The organism is Streptomyces tuirus (genome assembly GCF_014701095.1).
GTDB lineage: Bacteria > Actinomycetota > Actinomycetes > Streptomycetales > Streptomycetaceae > Streptomyces > Streptomyces tuirus.
On the sequence record NZ_AP023439.1, the window covers coordinates 14198 to 37605 of the forward strand.

Sequence of the window (23408 nt, forward strand, 5' to 3'; positions counted from 1 at the left end):
CCCCTCGAACACGTCGCATGCGCTCGCGCCACTTCGACCCGCCCCCGAGCACACGTGCGCTACAGGCCGCTGGCTCCATCGTCCAGGTCCGTTGACCGGACATTATCACCCCGAGCATCGTTCGTACGCTCAATGTACGCGATCCAGTCGCTGTTGGTACGCGATAGGTGCGTTTCAGGGGTAGAGTCGGGGACGGAGGTGTCCCATGTCCGAGTTGTTCGACGCGGTCGACGCGCTGATCGCGTCCCGCTCCCCGCTGCCGCCGCCGGCTGAGCGCAGGCGGCTGCGCCAGGCGCACGCGCTCACCCTGGACGAGGTGGCCTCCGCCCTGGGCGTGCGGCGGGCGACCGTCGGCGGCTGGGAGTCGGGCAAGACCGAGCCCCGGCCGCCGGAGCGGGAGGCGTACGCGCGCCTGCTGGAGCAGCTCGCCACGCTCTACCCCGCCCCCCGGAGCACCGGCGCCCCGCAGGAGGACACGGACACCGCAGCGTCCCCAGCGCAGACGCGGCTCACGGGCGGGGCAGCGGAAGCTACTGCCACGGCGGAGGCCGAGGAGCCCCCGGCCGCTCCCCCAGCGCCCGCTCGGCACGCGGCAGCGACACAGCGGCCGGTGCCGCGTGCCGAGCGGGCGCCGCAGAGCTCGCGGCGCCCCACTGCGAGGAAGGCCGCCCCGGCGAACACGCCCGCGCCCGGCGGTGCCTACGCGCACGGTCCGCTACTCGTCCTCGACGCCGACTCCGAGCGGAATGTGACGGGCTACGGCGTCGGCGGTCTGATCCTGGACGTGCCCGCCAAGTCGCTGCCCGCGCTGGTGGAGTGGACGCTCACCGAGGCGCGGCTGGGGTCGCAGAGGCTGCACGGCTCGGGCAAGGACGGCGACCCGCTGCTGGTGCTCACCGAGGCGGCGTGCGAGCGCTACGGCCTGCCCGCCGCCTTGTCCGAGGCCGAGCGGCTTGCCGGGCGGCTCCCGGAAGGACACAAGGTCATCAAGCAGCTGAAGCGCGCCGACTGGCAGCTCACCAAGCGCGGGCTGGGGCCGTGGGCGCGGATCTACCGCCCCGTCCAGGGCGGCCGCAGGCAGTGCGTGCAGCTGTGCATCCCCTCCTGGCGCGCCCTGGACGACCGCTCCTGGGGCCATGCCGCGCAGCTGCCGCCGCCAGAACTGGCCCGGGTGCTGGGCGTGTACGCGGCCCGGGTGATGACGCCGGTGGGCTCCACTGCCGTGACGGGGCTGCAGCTGATGAGCGCGCTCAACCCGCCGACCCGCGCGAGCGAGCCGGATGAGAACGGCCAGCGCCACCGCGAGCACCGGCCCGGTTCGCTGGGAACGGAGCCGCTTGACCCGGCGCCGTGCGAGGCGACCGACGGACACCCCGTCCTGGCCCATCTGCCCCGCTTCCACGTGCGCGGCCCCGGCGAGCGGCTGTTCGAGGAGGCCTACGACTGGGCGCGTGACCTCACCGACGCCGAGTGCATGCAGCAGCACCTGGTCGGCCTGGATGTGAACCTGGCCTTCGGTGCGGCCGCCAACGGTGCGGTCGTCGGGCTGTCATCGCCGCCCGAGCACGTCAACCGCCCGGTCTTCGACCCAGCGGTGCCCGGTTCCTGGCTGGTCGACCTCTCCCACGTCGATCTGTCCCGGGTGAAGGTCGGCAAGCAGCGGCGCGACCTCGATGGCGCGCTGCTGCCCAGCCCGTTCACGCCGAGCGGCCAGCGCCCGACCGGTCCGGCCTGGTATGCCACGCCCACCGTGGCCTACGCCGTCGAGCTCGGCTACGACGTCACCCCCGTCGAGGCCTGGCTGCGCCGGGAGAGCGGCCGGTTCCTGGACGGCTGGTACAAGCGGCTGCGCGATGCCTACGTCGCCACCATGGCGGACCTCGGCGTCACGGAGAAGCTGTCCCCGCACCACTTCCTTCAGGCGATGGACGGCTACAAGAGCCGCGATCCGGAGCTGGGGATCGTGGTGGACGCGGTCAAGATGACCGTCAAGGGCGGCATCGGCAAGCTGCAGGAGAAGGCACGCGGCGGCGGCTGGAAGCCGGGACAGCCCTGGCCCGCTCTCGCCCGCCCGACGTGGCGCCCGGACATCCGCGCTACCGTCATCTCCCGGGCCCGGATCAACATGCACCGCAAGATGCTCAACCTGGCCGCGGCCACCGGCCGGTACCCGGTTGCGGTCCTCTCCGACTGCGCCGTGTACGCGGCCGACGGGCCCAGCCCCCTGGACGTGCTGCCCTACGGCGCCGACGGCAAGACCGTGCCGGGCTCGTTCCGGCTCGGCGTCTCGCCCGGGATGGTCAAGCACGAGGGCACCCAGAGCGTGCTGTGGGGGGCGGACGTGCTCGAGCAGCTCAGCGCCGACGGCCATGTCGCCAACCTCGCCCGCTACATCAAGACCGGCGAGGTCACCGCCAAGGACACCGGAGAATAGGGAGCGTTACAGGCGATGGTCACGGTCGGGGAAGAACTCGACAAGGCGCTACAGGGGGCGTTCACGCGGCCCGTTCCCAAGTCCGCCGGGGCGCAGATGCGGTACCTGGTCAGGCAGCACCAGCGCAGCACCCGGCGCGTGGCTGAGCTGCTCGGCATCAGCCAGCGCACCGTCGAACGTTATGTGAAGAACCAGATCAAAAAGCCCCGGCCGGAGCTCGCCGACCGGCTGGAGCGTGAGGTCCGCGCACGCTGGCAGCCGCAGATCAGGGCGAAGGCGAAACAGGCCGCGGCCACCACGAGCGGCATCATGATCGATGTGCAGGCGAGGTTCGGCTACACCGCCGCCGTCGGCAGCACCGACCAGGCCCGCGTACGTCACCTCACCCTCGCCCTGCCGCCCCGGCACGCCGCCCGCCTCCTTCAAGCCCAGGAAGCAGGCGTCGACGAGGACGACCTCCGCGAGATCGCTGCCGAGGCGTTGGGTGAGGTGTACTTCCGCGACGGCGGCCGCCGTGCCCACGGCCTCGAAGTGGAACTCAAGGACATCGTCGACCTGCAGTTCGAGCTGTAGGCGGTCAGTGCGCCGGGCAGGAAGCAGGACAGGGCGTCAGGGGAGAGCTGTGAGAGCAGGAGCGTTACGGACCGTGCCGCTGGCCGGGGAGCTGACCTCGTCACTGATCAGCCGGGCCGCAGACCGCTACGGCCTGCCGGCCGCCGGCGTGCTGCGGCTGTGGACGTGCCGCAACTCCCCCGCCCGGAACGACGGCGGCGGTGTGCGGGCCGATGCGGAGATCGTGCTCAACGAAGCCGGGCGGGGTGTGCTCGCCGAGCTGTGCGGAGTCGAACCGGCGGTGCTGGCGCGTGCTCTGCCCGCGTTCACCGTGGATGATCCCAAGATCGGCACCGGCCGGGAGGCCGCCCTGGCGCAGGCGCGGTGGCGGGCGGCGAGCGCGGTGGCGGGCGAAGCGGCGTTCGCCTGCCGGTCGTGCACCGCGCGGCGGACCGGGCAGACGGTGCGGGCGGTGCGGTATCTGCCGCGCTGGGAGCGGGTGTGTGTCCGGCACGGGCGGTGGCTGCTGGACGCGGACGCCGACCAGCCGCTGGAACACCTCGACCTGCGCGGCGTCCCGGAGGTGGCTGCGGCACAGCGGCGGTGGGCAGGGGTGGCGCGCCGTGCGGTGCGGGCCGGGGTGGTCCCGGAGCAGGCGTTCACGGTGGCGTATGCGGTGGTGGCCCGCTGGTGGGATGAGGCTCTGCACTGGGAGCAGGAGGAGATCTGGCCGCACAGGCTGCACCGGGTGGCGGGCGGCAACGCGGGACCGCGACTTGGGTGGTGGCGGATCGTGGGCCGGGATCCGGTCATCTTCCCGGAGGTGGTGGCCGTGGCCGACGCGCTGCTGGACCCGGCCATGACCGAGCTGGTGTGGAGGGACAGCGGCGCCGGGCGGCCGCGGCCGCTGCCCGCCGACGGGGCGTTCTGCCGCCGGCTGGGTGAGCGGGTGGGACGGGGCTGGCTGGGCCCGCTGTCGGCGGTGGACTACGGCGGACCGCTGCTCACCTGGATGGGCGCTGTCATCCGCCAGCGGCGCGGTGAAGGCGGGCCGCCCGGGTGGAGGGACGATCCATGGCGGCTGAAGCGGAAAGAGCAGCCCGCCACGATGGCCGGCCAGCTGCGCGTTATGGCGGCCGAGCAGCAGGCGTGCGGCTCGGGCACCCGGTGGCGGGCCACAGTGAGCGCCGAACACCGTTTCCAGATCGAGCAGATGATCGGCGAAGCCCAGGAGCAGCTGGTGCAGCTGGTGCAGCTGGTGCAGCTGGTGCAGCTGGTGCAGCTGCGGGGCGTACACAGCGGCACCACCGCCGAGGTGGCACGCACACTGCTGGAGCACCTCAGCCGCAGTGCCGCGTTGATCGACCAGGCCTTGGTGGACACCGCCGCCGCAGCCGTCTTTGCGGGGGTGGCGGTGGAGGAGGTGTCGGCGTGGTCCCGCTTGCCCGTCCAGGAGCTGGCGGAGCTCGTGTCAGAGGGCCCGGATCAGGACTGACGCACGCAGCGGCCGGTGTGCCGTCTCTCAGCCGCTGCACGCCGCAGCCCGGACGCAGGGCGGATCCGGCCGGGTTCCCCCCTGGGGGTGCGCGGTGCCCGCTTCGCGAAAAGCGAAGGCGTGCGGCCACTACGCTGAGGTGGGGCCGCGGGTAGGCGGCGGCCTGGGGACCGGCGCCGAGGGAGCACGTTGAGCACTCAAACGGGTCCGGCGGCAGCGGGGGCGGACCTTGCCCAGCTGGCGCTCGACTTCCACCACACCCACCAGTTGCTGGACCCTGCCGCGCAGGGAGTGCAGGAGTGGCAGGTGCGCATCACCGCGGCCGGCACACCAGTGGGAAGCCTGACGGCCGTAAGGGGCCTGTACTGGAAGTCCGACAATCTGCGCGAGCGGATGGCCGACGAGCAGTCCTTCCCCGCCCTGGTGGCCGCCCAGCTCCTGGACGAGGACGGCCGGTTCACCTACGAGTTCGAGGAGTTCATCGAGTCGGCCTCCAGCGTTCTCGTCGTCGACCGGCTGCACGTGGAGGAAGCCTTCGCCGACCCTGTGGTCGTCGCGGGGGTGGTGGCTTCTGTCATCGACCGGCTGACGGACAACTACTTCGCCGTGGTCCTGCCCGCCAAGAACGCCTGCACGGACGCGGGTTCCGCCCTGCTCGCCGAGGCCGGCACGCTGCTGAGCGCCCAGGAGTTCTCCGACGAACTGCAGATCATCGACAATGCCCTGGCCGCTCCCGAAGAGGCCGCGCAGCGCGTGCGCAGCCGTCTGCGCTCCCTCGCCCGCCACGGCCAGCCGGCGGCGTGGAACGAAGACGACGACGAGGACGGCTGGGACGAGGACGGCGAGGAGGACGAGCTCACCGCGCGGACGGCTGCGGTGCTGCGGGTGGCGCTCGAGGAGCTGTCCGCGCAGATCTGGCAGGACGTCGCCGACGTGGGGGACGCGTCTGTTGGGCGCGGCGAGGGCCGTGTCCTTGGCTCGCTGCCGCCGATCACCTTTCACCAGGACCAGCAGTGGCGGCGGCAGATGGCCCGGTGCTTCGACGACCTGGCCGCCGAACTCGCCGAGACGCACGCCGTGCGCCCGCTGTGCACCGGCGAGGAGATGGCCCTGCACCTGGGTATCGACCGGGCCAAGTCGCTGACGCGGAACCGGCCGCGCCTGGTCGCGGAAACAGTGGAGGGTCTGGGCGAAGACCGCCGCGACTTCGACTGGGACTGGTGCTCGACCGTCCTGTTCGAGGACCACGACGTGCTGATGCTGTTCGACGCCTCCCTGGACGGGATCGAGGACACCGGCAACGAGATCAACCAGGCCCTCGGACTTGCCAACCTGGCCGCTGCGGACTGGTTCGTTCCCTTCCGCCCCAGTCAGGCCCGCGATCCCGACCGCGGCTTCCGCCACTCCTGACCCCGACCGCCGGAAGGTCCCGGGCTGCAAAGGGGCAGCATGAAAGCCGCAGACTGAAGTCTTTCCTTGGCGGGCCGACTCTCAGCCAGAGGCGGGCCCAAGACGGCTACGCTCAGGCTGCTGATGCGGCCGGGCGGGGGAAGTGGGGAGCAGTGGCCAAACGCGATCTGTGGGTACGCGTCGGGGACGACCTGGTGCGCGGTGACACCGTCGTGGGCGTCACCGTGAGCGATCCGCACTACCACCACGAGACGTTCAAGCTCATGCTGAAGGTCACGGGGCACCGCGACCACCTGTGGCTCGACTCCGGTGTCCGCGACGACGACCAGGGGGCGGGGCGCGAGCAGGTCAACGCGTTCGCAGACGCCTTCGTCGACACGCTCGCGCGCGGTGCGGCGATGCCGTCCGGCGCCCTGATCCGGTTCGGTTCCGGCGAAGACGACTCGGGGTGGGTGCTGTCGTCTCTGGGATAGCGGCGAAGCCGATCCGGCGCCTGCTCACCTGGCGGCCCGGGCGGGAAAGTGCAGAGATGTGCACTGACACCAGCGCGCCCCAGGCGGCATCCTGTCCCCCGCACAGGACAACCGGTTCTTGTGGCAAGGCAGTTGGAGTTACTGGCCGGTTCGCCTGCGCGCCGTGTCCGGTGTGACGTTTGTGTGGAGCACGTGATCATCGACAGCAGCCAAGACGGCTTACCTGCCGTCGCGGGCAGGGCCTGCCGGGTGCCGCAACCGGGTGCGGTGGAGGCAGAGTTCACGGGGCCGGACGGCACACTCGTGCAACGCCGATGGGTTGAGGCCGCGGTGGCTGTTCGGTTCGAGCAGCTCCAGCCGGTGGCGGCGTTCCCTGTGGTGCCCGGGCGGCGGTGGGGGCCGGGCTGGTGGTGGTCGGCCACCACCGGCGGGCACATACCGCACGGGTCGCAGGCGATGTGCATGCAGCTGATGCTTTTGGACCGTGATCCGCAGGTGGTGGGGTTGTCGGCGCGGCCGGTGCGGCTGATCTGGCGTGATCCCGGCAGCGGGCGGGTCCTGACGTGGGTGCCGCAGGTGTTCATCCGCTACGCCGACGGGCGTGCTCTGCTGGCCGACTGCCCCGCACACGCCGGGCCCACCGGGGACCGTGCCGCGCGGGCGGCCGCGGTGCTGGGGGCGGCGTGTGCGGCGGTGGGGTTCACCTACCGGCGCCTGGTGCCGCCGGAGAAGGTAGTGGCGGCGAACGTGCGGTGGCTGGCCGGCTACCGCCATCCCCGCTACCGCGACGCCGGCGGGCTTGAGCAGGCGGTGCTGGAGGCGTTCGCCGCCCCGCGGGCTTTGATGGCCGGGGCCGTGGCTGCGGGCGAGGTCCTGAGCGCGCTGCCGGTGCTCTACCACGCGCTGTGGGGCGGGCGGCTGGTGGCGGATCTGACGCGGCCGCTGGGCGAGCACACGCTCGTGGCGCCCGGCCCGGCCGCAGGCGACGGGGAGCAGGAGCAGCACGGCAGGTGAGCAGGCACGAGGTAACCGCGCCCGGTGGGCGGTGTGTTGGGGTGGGCGCTCAGGTCCGGTTCGAGGACCGCACCTGGCAGGTGACCGCTCTGGTCGATGGGCGGGTGTATCTGGCCGCCGAGGACGGGGCCACCGGGTGCGTGCTGGCCGCCCGCCTGGTGGCCGCCGACGGCTTCGAGGTCGTCGGCCTGGCCGCCCCGCAGGTTCCGGCCGCCGCTATGTGGGCGGATGTGCCGTTGCCTGCCCGGGAGCGGGCGATGGCCTGGCTGCGGCACATCCGGGAGGTCGAGACCGGGCTGCCCGGCGGCCCCGGCAGCGGCGGCGGGGTGCCGAGGCCTGAGTACGACTCGCAGGCCTTCACGCTCGCCGAGCGGGAGCTCGCCAAGGCGAAGGAGCTTGCGGGGCTGGGCTGGACGAAGGTCAGCCGTCCTACGGTGCAGCGGATGCGGCTGGCCTACCAGCGCCAGGGGCTGCTGGGGCTGGTGGACAAGCGGTCCCTGCGCGCCTCCTCCCCCACCGGGCGGACGGACGAGCGGGTGGTGGCCGCCGTGCTGGAGGCGCTGCGCGTACGTCGCGGCCGCAGGGCGACCACGGTCAAGCAGGTCATCGACCTGGCCGAACAGATCGTGGCGCAGACGCACGGGAAGGGCCGGGTGACGCTGCCGGCCAGGTCGTCGCTGTACCGGCTGGTGAGGATGCTGGCGGATCCGGCCGAGCCGCCTGGTAGCCCGGCGCGCACCGCCACCGGTCCGGACGGGGCAGGCGGCGGGCCGCCTGCACTGCGACCCGCCGAGCGGGTCCATGTCGCCACCGCCCGCCTCGGCGTCGAAGCGGTGGGCGAGGACGGCCGTGCGGTGGCGGTGTCGGTCACCTGCGCACTGGACGGGGCCACCGGCTGCGTGCTGGCCGCCGTGCTGCACCCGCAGCAGGCCGCGCCGGTCGAGCTGTCCGTGCTGCTGGCCGAGATGGCAGTCCCCCGCACGGCGCGGCCCGGGTGGCGGGAGATGCTGCGGGCAGTCCACGAGGCGCTGCCGCTGCCGCTGCGGCTGATGCCCCTGGACGCGCGCATCGAGGCGACCGTGGCGCGTCCGGCGGCCCTGCCCCAGACGCTGGTCTTCGACCCGGCGGCGGCCGCCGTCACTCCCTGGTTCCTGACCGTGTGCGAAAGCCTCGGCGTGAGCCTGGAAGCCGCCCCCGCACGGCGCCGCGGCCTGCACAGTGCCGCTGGGGACAGGGTGAAAACGTTCGCAGGGCTGTTCACCCGGCACTCCGCAGACCTGGCCACCGCGCTGGGTGCTGTGCACCGGCCGGACAGCGCGGGACGGCAGGCGGAGGCGTTCTTCAGTCTGCCGCACCTGCGGGATGTGCTGGACGAGTGGATCACCGCCCGCTGGCACACCCGCCCCCAACAGGCTCTGCGGCACCCGCTGCTGCCCAAGGCGGCCCTGAGTCCACAGGAGATGTGGCGGGTGCTGCTGGGGGTCGCCGGATCGGTACCGGTGCCGCTGGCCGGGCAGGACTTCGCCGAGCTGCTGCCGGTGCAGCACCAGGCGGTCACCGAATCCGGGATCCGCCTGGGCAGGCGCCGCTACGACCATGAGTGTTTGGACGAGCACCGCGGCCGGGCCTGCCCCACCACGGACGGCGGCCGGTGGGAAGTGCGCCACCACCCCTATGACGTCCGGCAGGTCTACATCCGGCTGCCCGACGGACTCCTGCACGAGATCCCCTGGACCGAGCACGCGCACGCCCTGCGCCCGTTCGACGACGCCGTCCGGCGCCGCACCGGGCAGATCATCGCCGACCGGAGCGGCCCGCCCGGGCATCCGGCGTCATCGAGCAACGGGCGGGGGCGGGAGGCCGGTGTGCCGGCGGGCGGCCAGGGCCTGACGGACAGGTCGGCACCGGGCGGTGCTGCCGTGGCACCGGTGCCGGACGGGCCCGGACGGGCGGGTGCCTTCGGAATGTGGGACGCGCAGGCGGAGGCCGAGCAGTGGTGAGCGCACCCGGCCGCCCTAGCCGCCCCGTGGCTGCCGCTGCGAGTGGCAGGCAGGTGAAGCTGGGCGCGTATGTGACGTTCCAGAGCTGTACCTGGCAGGTGGCCGCCGTGGCCGGTGCGTCGGTGACGCTGGTCGACGAGGACGGGCAGACGGCGTCGGTTCTGTCCTCGTTCCTGTTCGCCGACCCCGCCTTCACCGTGGTGGGCTCCCCCAGTGCGGGAGTGCGGCAGTGGGGGCTGCTGGAGTCGGTGCCCGCCCGGGAGCGGGAGCGGGCTCTGGCCTGGCAGCGGCACATCCGCGAGATCGAGACCGGACTGCCCGACGGGCCCGGCAGCACCGGCGTCCCCCGGCCCGAGTACGACCCGCAGCGCACATCGATGGCCGAGCGGGAGCAGGCCAAGGCCGACGAACTCACCCAGCTGGGCTGGCCGCGGGTCAGCCGGGCCACCGTGCGCCGCATGCGCGCCCGCTACCACGGCCAGGGGTTGTGGGGTCTGATCCCGCGCCGCAAACCCTCCAGTGCGACCGGGCAGGCTGATGAGCGGGTGGTGGCCGCGGTGCTGGAGGCACTGCGCCGCCAGCGCGGCCGCTCCAAGGGCACGCTGAAGGGGCTGCGGGAGCTGACCGGGCACATCCTGGCCGACACCCACGGGCCGGGCACGGTGGCACTGCCTGCGCCGTCGACGTTCAACCGGCTGGCGCGGGTGCTGGCCGACCCGCTGGAGCATCCGGGACGTCCGGCCCGCACCGCAACGGCCGCGCCGGTGCGGCCCTTCACACCGACGGTGGCACTGCGGCCGGGCGAGCTGGTGCAGGTCGACACCACCCGCCTGGATGTGATGGCCATCGGCGAGGACGGCCGTGCGGTGCGCCCGGAACTCACGATCGCTCTCGACGTGGCGACCCGGTCGGTGGTGGCGGCCGTGCTGCGCGAGGAGGGCACCAAGGCCGTGGACGCCGCCCTGCTGCTGGCGGAGATGGCCGTCCCCCACCCGGTGCGGCCCGGCTGGGGCGAGCAGCTGCGCATGGCGCACGCCGCCGTCCCCTACGACCGGCTCCTCGCCCTGGACACACGGCTGGAGCAAGCGGCAGCGCGGCCGGTGGTGGTGCCGGAGACGATCGTCATCGACCGCGGGGCCATCTTCGTCTCCACCGCGTTCCTGGCGGCATGCGAGACCCTGGGGGTGAGCGTGCAGCCGGCGCCGCCGCGGTCCCCGGCCGCCAAGGGCGCGGTGGAGAGGACGTTCGGAAGCATCAACTCGTTGTTCGCGCAGCACGTCGCCGGCTACACCGGCTCCCACGTCCTGGCGCGCGGCGAGGTGGTGCAGGACGAAGCCCGGTTCACGGTGGCGCAGTTGCAGGAACTGCTGGACGAATGGATCACCGCGTGCTGGCAGCACCGCCCCACGACGGGCTGCGCCACCCCCTGCTGCCGAAGAAGGCGCTGGCCCCCAACGAGATGTGGGGCGCGCTGCTGGGCGCGTGCGGATACGTGCCGCTGCCGCTGGACGGCGCCGACTACCTGGAACTGCTGCCGGTGCGCTTCCATCCCGTCACCGGCCGCGGCATCCGCATCAACCACCGCACCTACGACCACGCCGTGCTCAACGAGCACCGCGGACGGCCCTGCCCGGCCGGGCCCGGCGGCAGGTGGGAGATTCACCTCAACCCGCACGACGTACGCCAGATCTACATCCGGCTGCCCGACGGACACCTGCACGAGATTCCGTGGATCCACCGCGACCACGTCCACGCCCCGATGAGCGAGACCACCTGGCGCCACATCCGCACCGCCATGAACCAGCGCACAGACCGCGAGAAGCACGAAGTGGCCCTCGCGGAGGCCGCCGACCAGGTCCTGCGCCGCGCCCGGCCCAGCACTGCGGCGCAACCAGCACCGCCCAGGACGATGCCGGGCAGGCACACCGCTCAGGCAGCCCCCCGGCCGGCGGGCGGTCAACCAGCGGTGAGCCGCTACGAGGCTGAGGACAGCCTCGACGCGCTGGAAGCCCGAGCCCGGGCTGAGGCCAGTGACGGCGTCGGCGCCGACGAGCCCGGCACGCTCACGCTGTATGACGCCGAGCAGGAGGCCGAACTGTGGTGACCCGTACCGATCCCCCCGCCCCCGGTACCGGGGAGCCAGCCGCGGGGACGGTGACGACGTTCGACGCCTTCGCCCGCTTCGCCCACGCCGCGCCCCCGACGCCACCACAGCCGGGCCAGGCGCCACGGCCAGTGGAGGAACGCCTGGCCTACCACTCGCAGTTCGTCACCGTGCGCACCCCGGCCATCGAGGCCCTGGCACGCCAGGTACGCACGCTGATGATTCTGGGACGGCACCAGCACGTCACCGCCCGGCCGTCGCTGATCGTCACCGGGCCGGCCACCACCGGCAAGACCACCGCGCTGCTGCAGGTCGGCCGGACCTGCCACCTCGCCCACACCCGCCGCGCCGCCCCGGGCGACGACAGTGTGCCGGTGGCTTATGTGCTGGTGCCGCCCGGCGCCACCGCCAAGACCCTGGCCGGGGAGTTCGCCCGCTACCTCGGCATCCCCGTCACCTCACGCATGACCACCGCGCAGATCACAACGGCTGTCTGCCACACCTACACTGCGGCCGGCGTCAAGCTCGTGCTGATCGACGAGATCCACCGACTCAACCCGCGCACCACATCCGGCGCGGAGGCCGCCGACTGGCTCAAGGACCTCACCGAACGCGTCGGCGCCACGTTCGTCTACGCAGGCATCGACGTCACCGCCAGCGCGGTGTTCACCGGGGTACGCGGCGCGCAACTGGCCGGGCGCGCCTCTCTGATCGACTGCGGGGCACTGCCCGCCCGCGCCGGCGAACGCGAACCGTTCCGCGAGCTGATCGCCGCCCTGGAAGCAGCCCTCGACCTGCGCGCCCACCGCACCGGCAGCCTGCCCAGGCTGGCGTCATACCTGCACGAACGGACCGCCGGGCGCATCGGCAGCCTCTCCCGCCTGATCCGCCAGGCCGCCATCGAAGCCATCCTCAACAGCAGCGAACGCATCACCAGACCGTTGCTGGATTCCATCGCGCTGGACCACCTCGCCGAGGAGCACTACCGGCCCCGCACCCCCGCCCGCCGCGCCCGGCCCAGCAGCCGGTGACCACGCACCCCGCGAGCAGCCCTGCGGTATCAGCCAGCACCATGTGGCCCACCCCGCCCGGCGCGCTGCGTGCGAGGCCGCTGCCCCGCGAAGCCACCGCCTCCTACCTCACCCGCCTCGCAGCCGCCTACCACCTGAGTGCCGCCCAGCTCCTGGACGGCCTGCACATCACCGCCACCGGCACCACGGCGGGCCCGCCCACCAACGAAATCCACCTCAGCAACGAAGCCACCCGCCGCCTGTCCGGCTTCACCCGCATCCCGTCCGCACATCTGGCCCGCGCACTGGCCCGCCAGCCCCCGCCCGCCGCCATCGGCACCGCCCGCGCCGCCATCGCCCGCTGGCAGCCCGCCCATCCCGCGGTGCAGCCGCTGCCTGCGTGCACCGCCTGCACCGCCCACCGCAGCCCGTACAAAGCCATCCCCGCGTGGATCCACCCGGCACCGGACCTGCCCCGGGCCCTCATCTGCACCCGCCACCAGCAAGCCTCAAGCGACCCCAGACAGCGCACCCCCCTCGATATCCGCTCCCTGCCCGAACTCGCCCATGCCCGCCTCACCGCCCGCCGCCCGCCCACGGCGGCCTCTCTCAGCTGGGCATCAACGATCACCACGCGCTGGTACGACCACCACCAGCACCTCCACAGCCGCTGGCACACCCGCCTACGCCAACTCACCACCGCCAACCCCCACCTCGCCCCAGGCCCGGCCTCCCCCACACTGACCTGCCGGAACCTGATCACCTACCCCGAGACCCTCACCCTCGCCACCACCCTCGACCGCCTGCCCCCACGCCCCCTGGCACGCACCCAGCAGACCGCCTTCCTCCACGACCTGGCCAGCCGCCTACAACTGCCCCGCCTCGCACCCGCCGACCACGACCTGCTCTGGCAACGCCTGACCACCGGCTGAACCACCACACACCCCTCGCCGCCCCAGCCCTCACACGACCGGCCAGCACCCGTACCTATAGACGCGCCAACCACACTGCGCAAAAACCGCTGCCCCACTCAGCTCACTGCGCAGCACCAAACAGCCAGCTCAGCCCACATATCCGCCGGGGCCGTACACGCGACTCCGCGTAAACCTCGCCCACGGAACAGATCTACCGCCCAGTACAGCTGAGCAATGCCAGGCCACAACCAAGATCAATAAACAAACAAGTCAGCTACGCCACATCTGCCACACCTACACCGCCGCGGGCGTCCAGCTCGTCCTCATCGACGAAATCCACCGCCTCAACCCCCGCACCACCACCGGCGCCCAAACCGCCGACCTCATCAAAGACCTCACCGAGCGCCTAGCCGCCACCTTCGTCTACGCAGGCATCAACGTCACCGACACCCCCCTGTTCAGCGGCACCCGCGGCGCCCAACTCGCCGGCCGCGCCACTCTCATCACCTGCGGCCCCCTCCCCGCCCGCCACGGCACCCGCCAGCCCTTCCGCGACGTCATCACCGACATCGAAAGCGCCCTCGACCTCCAGCAGCACAAATCCGGAACCCTCCCGGCCCACGCCGCCTACCTCCACCAACGCACCGCCGGCCCCATCGGATCCCTCACCCGACTCATCCGCCAAGCGGCCATCACCGCCATCACCGCCATCACCGCCATCACCGACGGCACCGAACGCATCACCAAAACCACCCTCGACGCCGTACAACTCGACCACCTCGCCGAACAACACAGACGCCCCACCCGCAACCGCTAACCCCACCCACCGAACAACCAAAACAACGCTGACCAGCAAAAACACCAACCGAGTCTTTACACGCTAGAACTGCCTACAACCCACCCCAGCCTCACTCCACACACACCACATAACCCCAGCTCAAACCCCCACCCACCCCGCCCCAACCACCCACCCGACTTCTCAGCGAACCCACAACACCCCAGGCCAACAAACACTCGGCCCACCAACAAACCCCCCTCCGAGCGTTACGTCCTCACTGCCGAACCTGCCGGCGCTGATGACGAGGTCGTCCAGGTCCGGCAGGGTGTCACCGCTCTGGATCGCCTCGATGAGCTGGTCGTAGAGCGGGTCGGCGGGGGATGCCTCGGCATCGGCCAAGCGCGGCTGCAGAACGAGAGCGCCAGCGAGGGGGCTCGACTGGAACATCCGCAGCTCGGCCCTGTCCCCGCTGGGCAGCGTCTTGGGGAACTTGGCGCGTATATGTTTGGCCGCCTCGGGGCCGAGGGCGGTGGCGGCGACGAGCTCGCCGAGCGGGTCGTCCTTGAACTGCTTGACGAGCGCGGTGCGAGCCTGGCCGGTAGGGGGCTGAATCGGCTGCAGGCGATCCAGGAGCCCGTACGGGTCGTCGGCGGGTGGCGGGCTGAAGATCTGTGCCATCGAGGTCCTGCCAGCCGGCTCCGCAGCAAGGGCGGCGGGGGCGGCAGCGGGTACGGGAGTACGCGGCTGCGGCCCCAGGCCTGGATGGCAGGCAGGAGTCCGACAAGAACGACACGATGCCGGAGGCGGTCGGTCGTCTGTTCCCGCTCGAAGCACCGCGCACCCGTTCCGGATGCCGGTCTGGCAGCGGAAACGGCTTCACACGCCGGCCGTGACCGAGGCGTGGGAGAGCGTGCGGAACTACCCGGGCGGGCAGTCGCATAACTATTGAAACCGCCAGAAAGGACCACCCGAACCTCTGTTCGGGATTTGCCCGGAAAAGTACCCCTGTTGTCTCGTCGCGACCTCGGCCGACCGCGTAAGGGCCGGGACCCCGGAGCCGGGTATACGGCGAGGCGCAGCGGCTGCCCACAGAGGGACCTGACACCGGACCGCTCGCGCCTCATCATCGAAGTCGACGGGGCGTCTCGGAGCGGCCGGTCGTGCGGGCTCCGGGGCGGCCTGGGGGCGGGAGCGGCAGCCGTCGGGGGCGCGGCCGACCTGGCGGGCCACGGTCTGAATCTCGCTGCTCGTGTAGGCAGTGCGCATGCCGGAGGGTGTCATGCCGCCGACCCGGGCGAGGAGTTCGAGCTTGTAGGGGCGGTCTCCGCGGAACTCCCGTCCGTAGGCAAGAAGGTGGCGGATCTCGCGGTCGCCTCGCGGGCGGCGCGGGCGTTGCCGAGGTCGGGCGGCGAATTCGAAGCCCTGCTTACCGAGCTCGATCCCGAGTTGTACGAACAGGCCGGAAAGGAGCACGGCCGGAGCAAGCCCCGCGTCGGTGCCCACTTCGCAGCCCACCACTCCAACCCACCAACCCCGGTCACCGACCTCTACCGACGGATCCGGGAACATCTTGATCCCGAAGTCGGCAGACACTGACCGGTCGCCTGTCATGGCAGGAGTCGCAAGCCGGGCAGCGTGAACGTCTGGAGCAGCACCGCGTCACGCATCATGAGCGCGGGAGGCGCCATAGCTCAGTACGCGCACGAGCCTGGTCCGCGGGGATCTCACGGACCAGGTGGTAGAGGTCCTCGAAGTACTCCTGCCAGCGGTTCGGATCCGGCATGGCGTTCCCCGCCCGCTTGGCTCGCTCCGCCTCCACCAGCGGCCGCATCCCTTCCCACACCGAGACCACCGACCCGCCCAGGTACCCGGAGACAGGCTCGATGTCCACCACACCGTGCGCAACCAGAGCGCCCAGGTTGTCGTAGAACCAGGCCAGCTCACGCACCAACTCCCGCTCGGCTTCCGGCACCCCGTCCAGCCCCGCCGACAGATCACACCCCGGCAGCCGCTCATGCACGAACTGCCGAGCACCGGCCAGACGGACACTGCGATGCTCACGGAAGAGATCCACCAGCACCGGCAGCGTGTTGGCATGCTGCGCCAACCTCAACTGCCGCAAACGACGCCCACCCGGACACCCCCAGCGCCACCACCGACACTATCAACGCCGCAACACCCACCACGCCCCCAACACCGGCCGGCACACGTTCTCGCCTTCGCCCAGCAGGTTCTCAGGCTCGGGCCAGACGGTCAGGCGGAAGAGCAAATCGATTGGCAGGGTTGCGGTAGGGGTAGCAGCCGCCACTGATGCCGGTGTCATCGGGGCTGGTAGTCCAGCGTGCGGGGCCGGGCTGGCCCTGCCCCGCCTCGAGCAGAGCGGGCATCGGTGCGACTCGTCCTACCATCGTTCGGGCGGCCAGCGCGGCGGTCCGGATGTCCGTCATGTCTGCTCACCCGCCTGTGCTGCGGCCTCCTGTTTTTCCCGCTTCCGGCGTTCACGACGGTTGAAGAAGTAGAAGATCGGCAGGACGAAGGGCTTCAGAAGTGCAAAGGCAATGCCCGAGGCACGCTCCTTGGCTGTCTCTCGCCTCCATGCCTTCAGATCCTCGTCGAGGGCAGGGGAGTCCTTGATGAGAGCCTTTCGGGCGGCCCGTGACTGCCGTTCGACGAGCTGGCGATTCAGCGCGGCCACGAGTTGCGTGTTGTGACGTTCGCGAGCAGCCTTGTGGAAGCGGCGCACGGTCGCAGGAGGTGCGTGGTCTGCGAGCGCGAAAAGCAGGTTTCCGGTCCAGTCGCTGCTGTGGATCTTGCCGGAGGAGACCATACCTGCGGAACGGTAGAGCTCCAGAGGGTCTGCGAAGCGCGCAATCGCGGTCATCATGCGCTGCTGGTCAAACATCCGCCGGGAGGTGTTGAACTGGTACCAGATTGCTCGCGCTGTGGTGAGTGGTTCGGTCTGGCTCAGGTGCTCGATCGCTGCTTCTGCCGTCTGGTCCTCGTCCTGGTCCCGCCACTGAGCCACCTGTTCGACGAAGCGTTCTGCGATCACGTTCAACACTGCAGCCTGCGGAGGTGCCTGCTCCCAGCGGGCAAGCTCCGCTGCGGTTTCGGCTGCTGCCCGCGACATCATGGCCGCCTCGCTGCTCTGCAGGCGCAGGAGCGCTTCGGCCTGTGCAACCTGATCCTGGAGTTCATCGATACGTCGCTGTGCGGCATCACGCTGCGCCTGGAGGACGGCGATCTGTTCCTCGGTCCGGGAGGACAGATCCTTCAGCTCCTCCTCGGCCTGGCGGCGCAACTGGCGCTCGGCCTCCAACTCACCATTGAGGGCGGTCAGTTGCTCAGCCGTGCGCTGGCGCTCCTGCTCGATCGCTTCGGCCGCGTCGGCAAGTTTGTGTTCCCGCACTTTTAGCGCGGCTCCGCTCGCGCGGGCTGCTTCGTACATCAGCCTGCGCGTCAAAGACACTTCCCGCGGTTCGACCTGGGTGCCCTCTTCTTCGGCCAGGACCTGATGAAACCGCGCCGCCAACGCATGGCGGGGGACCTCGCGCCCGTTGAGGAACTTCGACAGGCGCGTCTTGTCCACACTCATGCCGTCGCTGCTCAGCCGCTCCGCCACCTCGTACGAGGGCAGTCCCATTCGGGCGTGCAGCTCGCGCAGGCGTTGTGCGCATCGCTGCACCTCGACGGGAAGGTTCTCATCGAGCTCGGCAAGTCCACGCCGCTGCGGGAGCCTCTCCCCCACGACCGTCACTCCCCTCGTGTTGCAGCCCAGGAAACGTGCGCCGGCCTGCGGAAATGTGCAAATGCGACCTGCCGCAACCATGCGTGCCACCGGTGTGATCGGACCATATCCAACCGGCACAACCCATGGAGCGGAAATGACCCCTCAGCCCCTTCACCACCGCCACCGGACCGTCCACGAACAGCAGTTGCGCACCTCGCTGCGGCCTCCGCACGCGAACGGCACCCGCGATCAGACGGAGCCTGCCAAGTGAGCATCCATGCTCTCGTGCTCCTCATGATCGCCCTGGCCATAGGCATGCTCTTCGCCTTGCTCGCGGGAAGCATCGCGTTCGGCGTCGCACGCTGGGGAGGCGCCCCCGTCCCGGAATCGATCAACCGCGGGAGCTTCGTGGCCTTCAGCATTATGACGCTGTTCGTCGCCCTCCTGGGAGCCCTCCTGCCCCTGCTCGCGTGACCGGTACCCGGACACACGCAGGGCCTCGGCTGCAACCCCTCGAAATACACACGGGCGGGCTGCACAGTCCTTTGTGCAGCCCGCCGCTCAGCCGGATGCGATGACCGTCGTCATGGCAGTGAGCTACCCGTACACGTACCACTTCCTGACCGCCGTCAGGACCCTGCATGCATGCGGAGGTGGCGTCGGCCCCAGTTAGAAGGAGACGTCGATGTAGTCGATGTCGGTGAATTCGACTTCGAGGTGGTCGGCGCGGCGGCCTCGGTCTTTGAAGTACTCCTCTTGGAGCCCTTGGGCGATGACTTCGTTGGGTGGCTGGTCGCCGATACCGCGCTGTGCGTCGAAGAGGCGTCGGGCATAGTCGGCCGGGAGGTGGAACGATGCTGTCTTCAGGGCCGTTCTGGAAGCGTTTGATCACCCGCTGGACGGGCCAGATGATCGAGCCGTCGGGCAAGCGGACAGCGATGTTCACCTCGCTGCGAGGTCTTCGTCGTCGGCCTCCCAGGTTCCGCCGAGACTGTGCCGGACTGTTTCACTGAGGTAGGCACCGAGAGCGAACAGGCGCGACCCCAGGTCCGTTGCGAGGAGGCCGTCGGCCACCGCGATCCCGTGGTCGCTGTGCTCGTTCATGAAGAGTTCGACGTCCCGCAGGCTTTCGGGTGGGAAGTCCGCCTGGTAGTCAGAGCTGTTGAGGGCGCGGGTGATCCGGTCAGCACTGGTGAGCACGTCGTCAAGCAGGGAGGACGCGGCCGGGTCACCTGATCCTTGTGCTGCCGCATGTGAAGGTTGTTTCGCGGAGGAGTTCTGGGGTGATGTGAACACCGGTCAGGTGCTCGGCCAGCGCGAATGCGGCTGCTTCGGAAAGGTTCTCTTCGGTGTCGGAGGTCTCCGCCCAGAACTGAAAGCCGATGCGGTGCATGACCTCCAGCAGTTCATCGGGGGTCGTTCCCCATCGGTGGTCAGGGACTCCGGGCTCGAAGGACAGGCGCTTTGTCCCGTTCTCGGCCCAGAGAAACGAGTCGACGCCGTTGATGTTGACGAAGTGCGAGATCCAGCTGGTGCCGGCGGAGGCCAGCAAAACCTTCTCTTCCGTGACGCCGAGGTAGCCGTTGGGCTCGATCAGCAGCGTCCAGTCCCGGATGGCCGTCATGGCGATCAGCTGCTGGGTGTCGTCGGAGTCCAGCAGAGCAAAGGCGGCCTCGACTATTTCCTCCGCCCCCGTTCGCGCAGGTTCTTCACGTCCCTGGAGGCGGCGAAGAACCTCCGCAGGCGGCAGGCCGTGCACCAAGGTGAAGCAATACGCCTCCGCAAGCTCGGGGAAGCATTCCTCGAACCACGTGTAGTCGGCAGCAGTCGCAGTCATGCACGAGATCCTCGCTGATGCCACTGACAACAGCGGCTTCTAACGACCTCGTGCATGGTTAGCCGTGGCACATCGTGGTCTGGGGTGCTGACGGGGTTCACGCCTGACGGCCGTGGGAGAGGGTGGCGGTCTGCTGGTGTGAGAGCAGTCCGGCGACCGCTTGGACGATGTCGCTCATGTGCTCGAGACGGCCGAGGTGGCGGGCGAGACCGCCAGTTCTTCAGGTGTGCGATGCCGTGCTCGACGCGGATGCGCCGTGAGGAGTGCGCCTTGCGCTGCTGCTCGTGCCGCTCCTCATACCAAGCAGGAGCGTTCTTCTTGAACTTTCGATGTGGCGGTGTCACCACCCGTCCGCCAGTCTGCGCACCTATGCCCTGATAGCCGGCATCCGCAAGGATCTCCAGGAACGGACCGTCGGCCAGGAGCTTGACCAGTCCGAGCTGCCGGGCCCGGGTGATGTCGGCGCAACTGCCCGGTTGGACCGGGCTGCAGAACAGCACTTGGCCCTCGGCGTCCGTGAGGACCATGGACTTCACGGCGTTTTGCTTGGTCTTGCCGGAGACGAACTTGTCCCGGTCCTTGCGGCCCGCGGCTGGGCGACGCACACGGATCTCCGTGCCGTCGATGATCCCGGTCCGACCGTCGGCGCCCAAATGCTCGAGGACCTCGATGAGGGTGCGCAGCCGCAGAGCGGGAAGCCGCGGATGCTCTCCACGACAGCCAGTGAGGACCCGCGGGCAAGATCCGCAGCGAAGTCGAGGGTCCTCTCGTCCGGAACGTACGCCAGAACGGGCCCCGTGCCCCGACCAACACGGTGGCGCGAGGCCCGCGGTGTGGTGACAGCGTGTTCCGCCGCGAAGCGTCGCAAGGACGGAAGCTGCTGTTCTACGCCGAAGGCGTTGAGTACGAGCACGCCGATGGCGCCCTGCTCAGCGCATTCTTGCCGAACCCATTCCACGGCCAGATCGGCTGCGATCACCCAGTCACGCTCAGGGTCGTCATCGGGCACCCCCGCTGCCCGCAGGATGCTGCTCGTGCTCGACACGTTCGCGGTCCTCTCTCCCTCGAAACGGCCACGCAGGGACGCGCGGCAATACCCGTTCACGCTATCCACAGCCTCCGACAACTGATCCCCCTGCGCGTGCGGGGACTGAACGCTGATGGGCCCATGGCCGCCGCCCCGTCAAGCCCAGCGCAGCCGCGCTCGCCGAAGTCACCGGCCTGCTCGCCTTCAGAGACGGCCCCTGACGACCGCCCAACGGCACGAAGCCCCGGGGCAAGGCCATGACGCTGCCCCGGGGGTCGTCCCGCTTCAGCAGTCAGAACAGGGAGCCGACCTCTGGCTCCGGCTCCCCGAAGGGCAACGCCAGCTGGTGCAGGCGAAGGCCGCCTCAGCGTCCGGAGAATACCCAGGTGAGCGACCCAGTTCGAGATGCCGTTCGGCGCCGGAGCTACAGATCAAGCTGAGCAGCCATGCGGCGTCCTCACGGGGACTGGCGCTGCGAGCGCCGCGACGCGCGGAAAGTGACACCAAGGACTCCGCCTGCACCACCGCCGAGCACCAGGCCCATCGCCATGTTGTCGAAAACAGCCAGTCCGAGCACGAGCCCGACTGGAATGCCGATCAGCATGCCTACAACAAGCCCTGCGCTGATGGATGGCACTCGGGCTTCCTCGTCGTTCGTCACACGATCATGGTGCCGAACGAGCCCTCCGGGGACGAGCTTCAATACGGCCAACCTTCAAGGTCGGCCGTACCTTAAAGAACAAGGTTAGACCATGTCCTACGTGGTGAGGCGGATGAGTCGCTTGTAGCAGCACAGGGCGGCTGCTAGGCCGAGAAAGGCGTGGTAGTTGCGGGGATCCACGTTGGCGCGCACTACCTCGGCGTGGTCCTCACGGCTGCCAGTCAGCGGCTCGACGACCGTGCGCTCGCCGGGGCCGATGGCCGGGTGCAGGATCGCCGCGACGGGTACCCGCACTCCGACCGGGGCGCTGGGGAAGCGCTCACGGAACGGCAGCGGGTCCACCGCGAACTTGCCCACCGGGGAGAAGGCGTGGCCTTCGGCGGGCACGTAGTCGTCGCCAATGCCCGCGACCTCCCGGAGCCCGGGGTACTTGGCGACGGTGCCGTAGCCGAGGCGGGTAGTCGGGCCAGCCGGCCGCGACGACCGAGCCGTCCGGCAGCTCGTGCAGCACGGTCTTGTCGCCGCTGAGCACCTGGTAGCCGAAGTGTTCCACCAACTCCAGGAGCACCGTGCTCTTGCCGGCCCCCTTGGCACCGGTGATCAGCACGACCTCGCCGTCCCGCTAGGCGGCGGTGGCGTGCAGCACTGCGGCGCCGGAGTTCTCTTGGTGCTTCAGCACCAGGTCGCGCACCAGCTCGACGAGGTCCATGTGCCCGCCGGTGCCGAGCAGCATGAGAAGCCGTCCGCTGCCCCTCCACAAGCGCCGAACCCGAGCTCGGTGGAAGCTGCGTGACCGATGACCGGCACACGCGTGACAGCTGAAGCGCACGGTCGTTGAGCAGCACAACTCCATATGCCGGCCCCGGGGAGGCTGTTTCCCCCGGGGCCCGTGATGTTGTCCGGGCCGGGCCGCCCTTGCGTGGTCAGCGTTTGACGGTGCCCATCTGCTCCGGGATCGTCTGCCGGTGCTCGCCGTCGGCGGCCCTGGTGTACGCAGGGGTCTTGGAGCGGGTTGGCCGGGTGTCCCAGGTGGAGGGGCGGTCGGCCGCGGTCAGGAGCCTGTTGATGAGGCGGGCGAACTCGTGCCCGGGCAACGGAAGCTCGGAGTCGGGCTCGCGGAGATAGCCGGCCGCCACAGCGTTCGGGATGTAGGCCATGAGCTTGCTGACTCCGGGTGGTCGTCGTGAACGGACGGTCTGCTGGGCAAGGTGGCGCAGGATCCGCATGAAGTGTGTGGTGGAGGTGTTGGTGATCCGGTGATCTGCCGGATGCCACGCTCCCGCGTGGTCGAAAGCGGGGGATTCGGGCGGGGGCTGGACATCATCGGTCTGGCGGTGCTAGAAGTCCGCGGTATCCCGCTCCCCCAGCGCCAGGGGACGTGTTCACCGTGCACGTCGGATGGGACCAGTACGTGTACATAGGCGGCGACCGGCTCTGCGCGGACGCCGTGGCCCGTCCACGGAAACTCGGCCTATTCCCGGAGCCGATGACGGCCTCACCCTATGCAGCAGAGCTTGAGGAACCGGAAGTGACGGAGGCCGCCGGCGAGGACTTCTGGGCGCGCGTGCGCACGGAGCTGGCCTCACGACAGACGGTGCTGCTGGAGGAGGCCACCGTCCGCAACGCCGCACGCTGGCACCGCCTTACGCCAGAGAACCTCGACACGGTGCGCGCCGGTCTCAGCCCGCGCGCCCTACTCACCGTCTCGCCCCGATCTGACCCCTGACGTCAGCGCGGCCCTCGCCGCGCTGCCCGAGGAGGGCTCCGGGGAGTTCGTCTGGGAAGCGCAGGACGGGACGATCAGCCACGCGATCGTCGACGACACTGAGCACCAGCAGCTCGCCGCCCTGGTGGCCGGCGCGCGAGCGGCCTGCGCCCTGCCTCTGTACGTCGACGAACGCCACCCGCTGCTCTGCGCCGTCCTGCCCGACAGCGACGGGGTGTTGCGCGCCCGGTGGTGACTCGGTTC

Annotated in this window: 22 protein-coding genes and 1 pseudogene; 13 read left to right on the forward strand and 10 right to left on the reverse strand. The window is 70.4% G+C overall.

The genetic code is table 11. The annotated features are described in order from the left end of the window. Positions 1 to 205 precede the first annotated feature (205 nt). The 10 genes and pseudogenes from tap (at position 206) to IGS69_RS00110 (ending at position 13424) form a co-directional block, all read left to right on the forward strand. On the forward strand, positions 206 to 2434 hold the full coding sequence (gene tap, locus IGS69_RS00065) for a telomere-associated protein Tap (RefSeq protein ID WP_190895765.1): 2229 nt from the start codon (positions 206 to 208) through the stop codon (positions 2432 to 2434). 15 nt (positions 2435 to 2449) lie between these two features. Continuing rightward, the gene (tpg, locus tag IGS69_RS00070) at positions 2450 to 3007 is read left to right on the forward strand and encodes a telomere-protecting terminal protein Tpg (protein WP_190895767.1); all 558 of its coding nucleotides are present in this window, start codon (positions 2450 to 2452) and stop codon (positions 3005 to 3007) included. A gap of 73 nt (positions 3008 to 3080) precedes the next feature. Then, positions 3081 to 4481 carry a DNA-binding protein gene (locus IGS69_RS00075; RefSeq protein WP_190895769.1) on the forward strand — a complete coding sequence of 467 codons (1401 nt, stop codon included), beginning with the start codon at positions 3081 to 3083 and terminating at the stop codon, positions 4479 to 4481. Between the two features lie 189 nt (positions 4482 to 4670). Continuing rightward, entirely contained in the window at positions 4671 to 5891 is a 1221-nt protein-coding gene (locus IGS69_RS00080) for a hypothetical protein (protein WP_190895771.1), read from the forward strand. A 152-nt stretch (positions 5892 to 6043) separates the two neighbouring features. After that, positions 6044 to 6364: a hypothetical protein gene (locus IGS69_RS00085; RefSeq protein WP_190895773.1), complete on the forward strand. Its 321-nt coding sequence runs from the start codon at positions 6044 to 6046 to the stop codon at positions 6362 to 6364. A gap of 330 nt (positions 6365 to 6694) precedes the next feature. Continuing rightward, the gene (locus IGS69_RS00090) at positions 6695 to 7378 is read left to right on the forward strand and encodes a TnsA-like heteromeric transposase endonuclease subunit (RefSeq protein ID WP_332836538.1); all 684 of its coding nucleotides are present in this window, start codon (positions 6695 to 6697) and stop codon (positions 7376 to 7378) included. 41 nt (positions 7379 to 7419) lie between these two features. Next, on the forward strand, positions 7420 to 9378 hold the full coding sequence (locus IGS69_RS00095; protein ID WP_190895777.1) for a Mu transposase C-terminal domain-containing protein: 1959 nt from the start codon (positions 7420 to 7422) through the stop codon (positions 9376 to 9378). Beyond that, positions 9372 to 11482: pseudogene (locus IGS69_RS00100) on the forward strand (transposase). Before IGS69_RS00095 ends, IGS69_RS00100 begins: the two are co-directional and overlap by 7 nt. A gap of 50 nt (positions 11483 to 11532) precedes the next feature. Further along, positions 11533 to 12513: a TniB family NTP-binding protein gene (locus IGS69_RS00105; RefSeq protein ID WP_190904305.1), complete on the forward strand. Its 981-nt coding sequence runs from the start codon at positions 11533 to 11535 to the stop codon at positions 12511 to 12513. Positions 12514 to 12554: 41 nt separating this feature from the next. Then, on the forward strand, positions 12555 to 13424 hold the full coding sequence (locus IGS69_RS00110; protein ID WP_190895779.1) for a TniQ family protein: 870 nt from the start codon (positions 12555 to 12557) through the stop codon (positions 13422 to 13424). Positions 13425 to 13812: 388 nt separating this feature from the next. Here IGS69_RS00110 and IGS69_RS35125 read toward each other — a convergent pair whose 3' ends face one another. Beyond that, on the reverse strand, positions 13813 to 14268 hold the full coding sequence (locus tag IGS69_RS35125; RefSeq protein WP_190895781.1) for a hypothetical protein: 456 nt from the start codon (positions 14266 to 14268) through the stop codon (positions 13813 to 13815). A 117-nt stretch (positions 14269 to 14385) separates the two neighbouring features. Then, the gene (locus tag IGS69_RS00120) at positions 14386 to 14862 is read right to left on the reverse strand and encodes a hypothetical protein (protein WP_190895783.1); all 477 of its coding nucleotides are present in this window, start codon (positions 14860 to 14862) and stop codon (positions 14386 to 14388) included. Positions 14863 to 15537: 675 nt separating this feature from the next. On the opposite strand from IGS69_RS00120, the gene IGS69_RS34405 reads away from it, so the two are divergent. Beyond that, entirely contained in the window at positions 15538 to 15780 is a 243-nt protein-coding gene (locus IGS69_RS34405) for a hypothetical protein (RefSeq protein WP_232543365.1), read from the forward strand. 70 nt (positions 15781 to 15850) lie between these two features. Here IGS69_RS34405 and IGS69_RS00125 read toward each other — a convergent pair whose 3' ends face one another. Together IGS69_RS00125 and IGS69_RS00130 are read right to left on the reverse strand one after the other, a co-directional pair. Beyond that, entirely contained in the window at positions 15851 to 16291 is a 441-nt protein-coding gene (locus IGS69_RS00125; RefSeq protein WP_190895785.1) for a DUF4760 domain-containing protein, read from the reverse strand. A 336-nt stretch (positions 16292 to 16627) separates the two neighbouring features. Continuing rightward, positions 16628 to 18022: a hypothetical protein gene (locus IGS69_RS00130; protein WP_190895786.1), complete on the reverse strand. Its 1395-nt coding sequence runs from the start codon at positions 18020 to 18022 to the stop codon at positions 16628 to 16630. Between the two features lie 159 nt (positions 18023 to 18181). Between IGS69_RS00130 and IGS69_RS00135 the strand changes: the two genes are divergently transcribed. Further along, positions 18182 to 18388, forward strand: coding sequence for a hypothetical protein (locus tag IGS69_RS00135; protein WP_190895788.1), 207 nt, complete (start codon positions 18182 to 18184; stop codon positions 18386 to 18388). Between the two features lie 468 nt (positions 18389 to 18856). On the opposite strand, the gene IGS69_RS00140 is transcribed toward IGS69_RS00135, so the two are convergent. The 6 genes from IGS69_RS00140 to IGS69_RS00165 all read right to left on the reverse strand — a co-directional run bounded on the left by IGS69_RS00140 (position 18857) and on the right by IGS69_RS00165 (position 22665). Further along, entirely contained in the window at positions 18857 to 19114 is a 258-nt protein-coding gene (locus IGS69_RS00140; RefSeq protein ID WP_190895790.1) for a hypothetical protein, read from the reverse strand. 28 nt (positions 19115 to 19142) lie between these two features. Continuing rightward, positions 19143 to 19751, reverse strand: coding sequence for a DUF6461 domain-containing protein (locus IGS69_RS00145; RefSeq protein ID WP_190895791.1), 609 nt, complete (start codon positions 19749 to 19751; stop codon positions 19143 to 19145). Beyond that, positions 19748 to 20356, reverse strand: a complete 609-nt coding sequence (locus IGS69_RS00150) for a transposase family protein (protein ID WP_232543729.1) — start codon at positions 20354 to 20356, stop codon at positions 19748 to 19750. Before IGS69_RS00150 ends, IGS69_RS00145 begins: the two co-directional genes overlap by 4 nt. Positions 20357 to 21235: 879 nt before the next feature. After that, positions 21236 to 21439 (reverse strand): hypothetical protein, encoded by a 204-nt coding sequence (locus IGS69_RS00155; RefSeq protein ID WP_198427711.1) that lies wholly within the window; start codon positions 21437 to 21439, stop codon positions 21236 to 21238. 96 nt (positions 21440 to 21535) lie between these two features. Continuing rightward, the gene (locus IGS69_RS00160) at positions 21536 to 21826 is read right to left on the reverse strand and encodes a hypothetical protein (RefSeq protein WP_190904768.1); all 291 of its coding nucleotides are present in this window, start codon (positions 21824 to 21826) and stop codon (positions 21536 to 21538) included. A gap of 536 nt (positions 21827 to 22362) precedes the next feature. Further along, positions 22363 to 22665 carry a hypothetical protein gene (locus IGS69_RS00165; protein WP_190895793.1) on the reverse strand — a complete coding sequence of 101 codons (303 nt, stop codon included), beginning with the start codon at positions 22663 to 22665 and terminating at the stop codon, positions 22363 to 22365. Positions 22666 to 22817: 152 nt separating this feature from the next. Between IGS69_RS00165 and IGS69_RS34410 the strand changes: the two genes are divergently transcribed. Next, positions 22818 to 23165 carry a hypothetical protein gene (locus IGS69_RS34410; protein WP_232543366.1) on the forward strand — a complete coding sequence of 116 codons (348 nt, stop codon included), beginning with the start codon at positions 22818 to 22820 and terminating at the stop codon, positions 23163 to 23165. Positions 23166 to 23408: the final 243 nt, after the last annotated feature.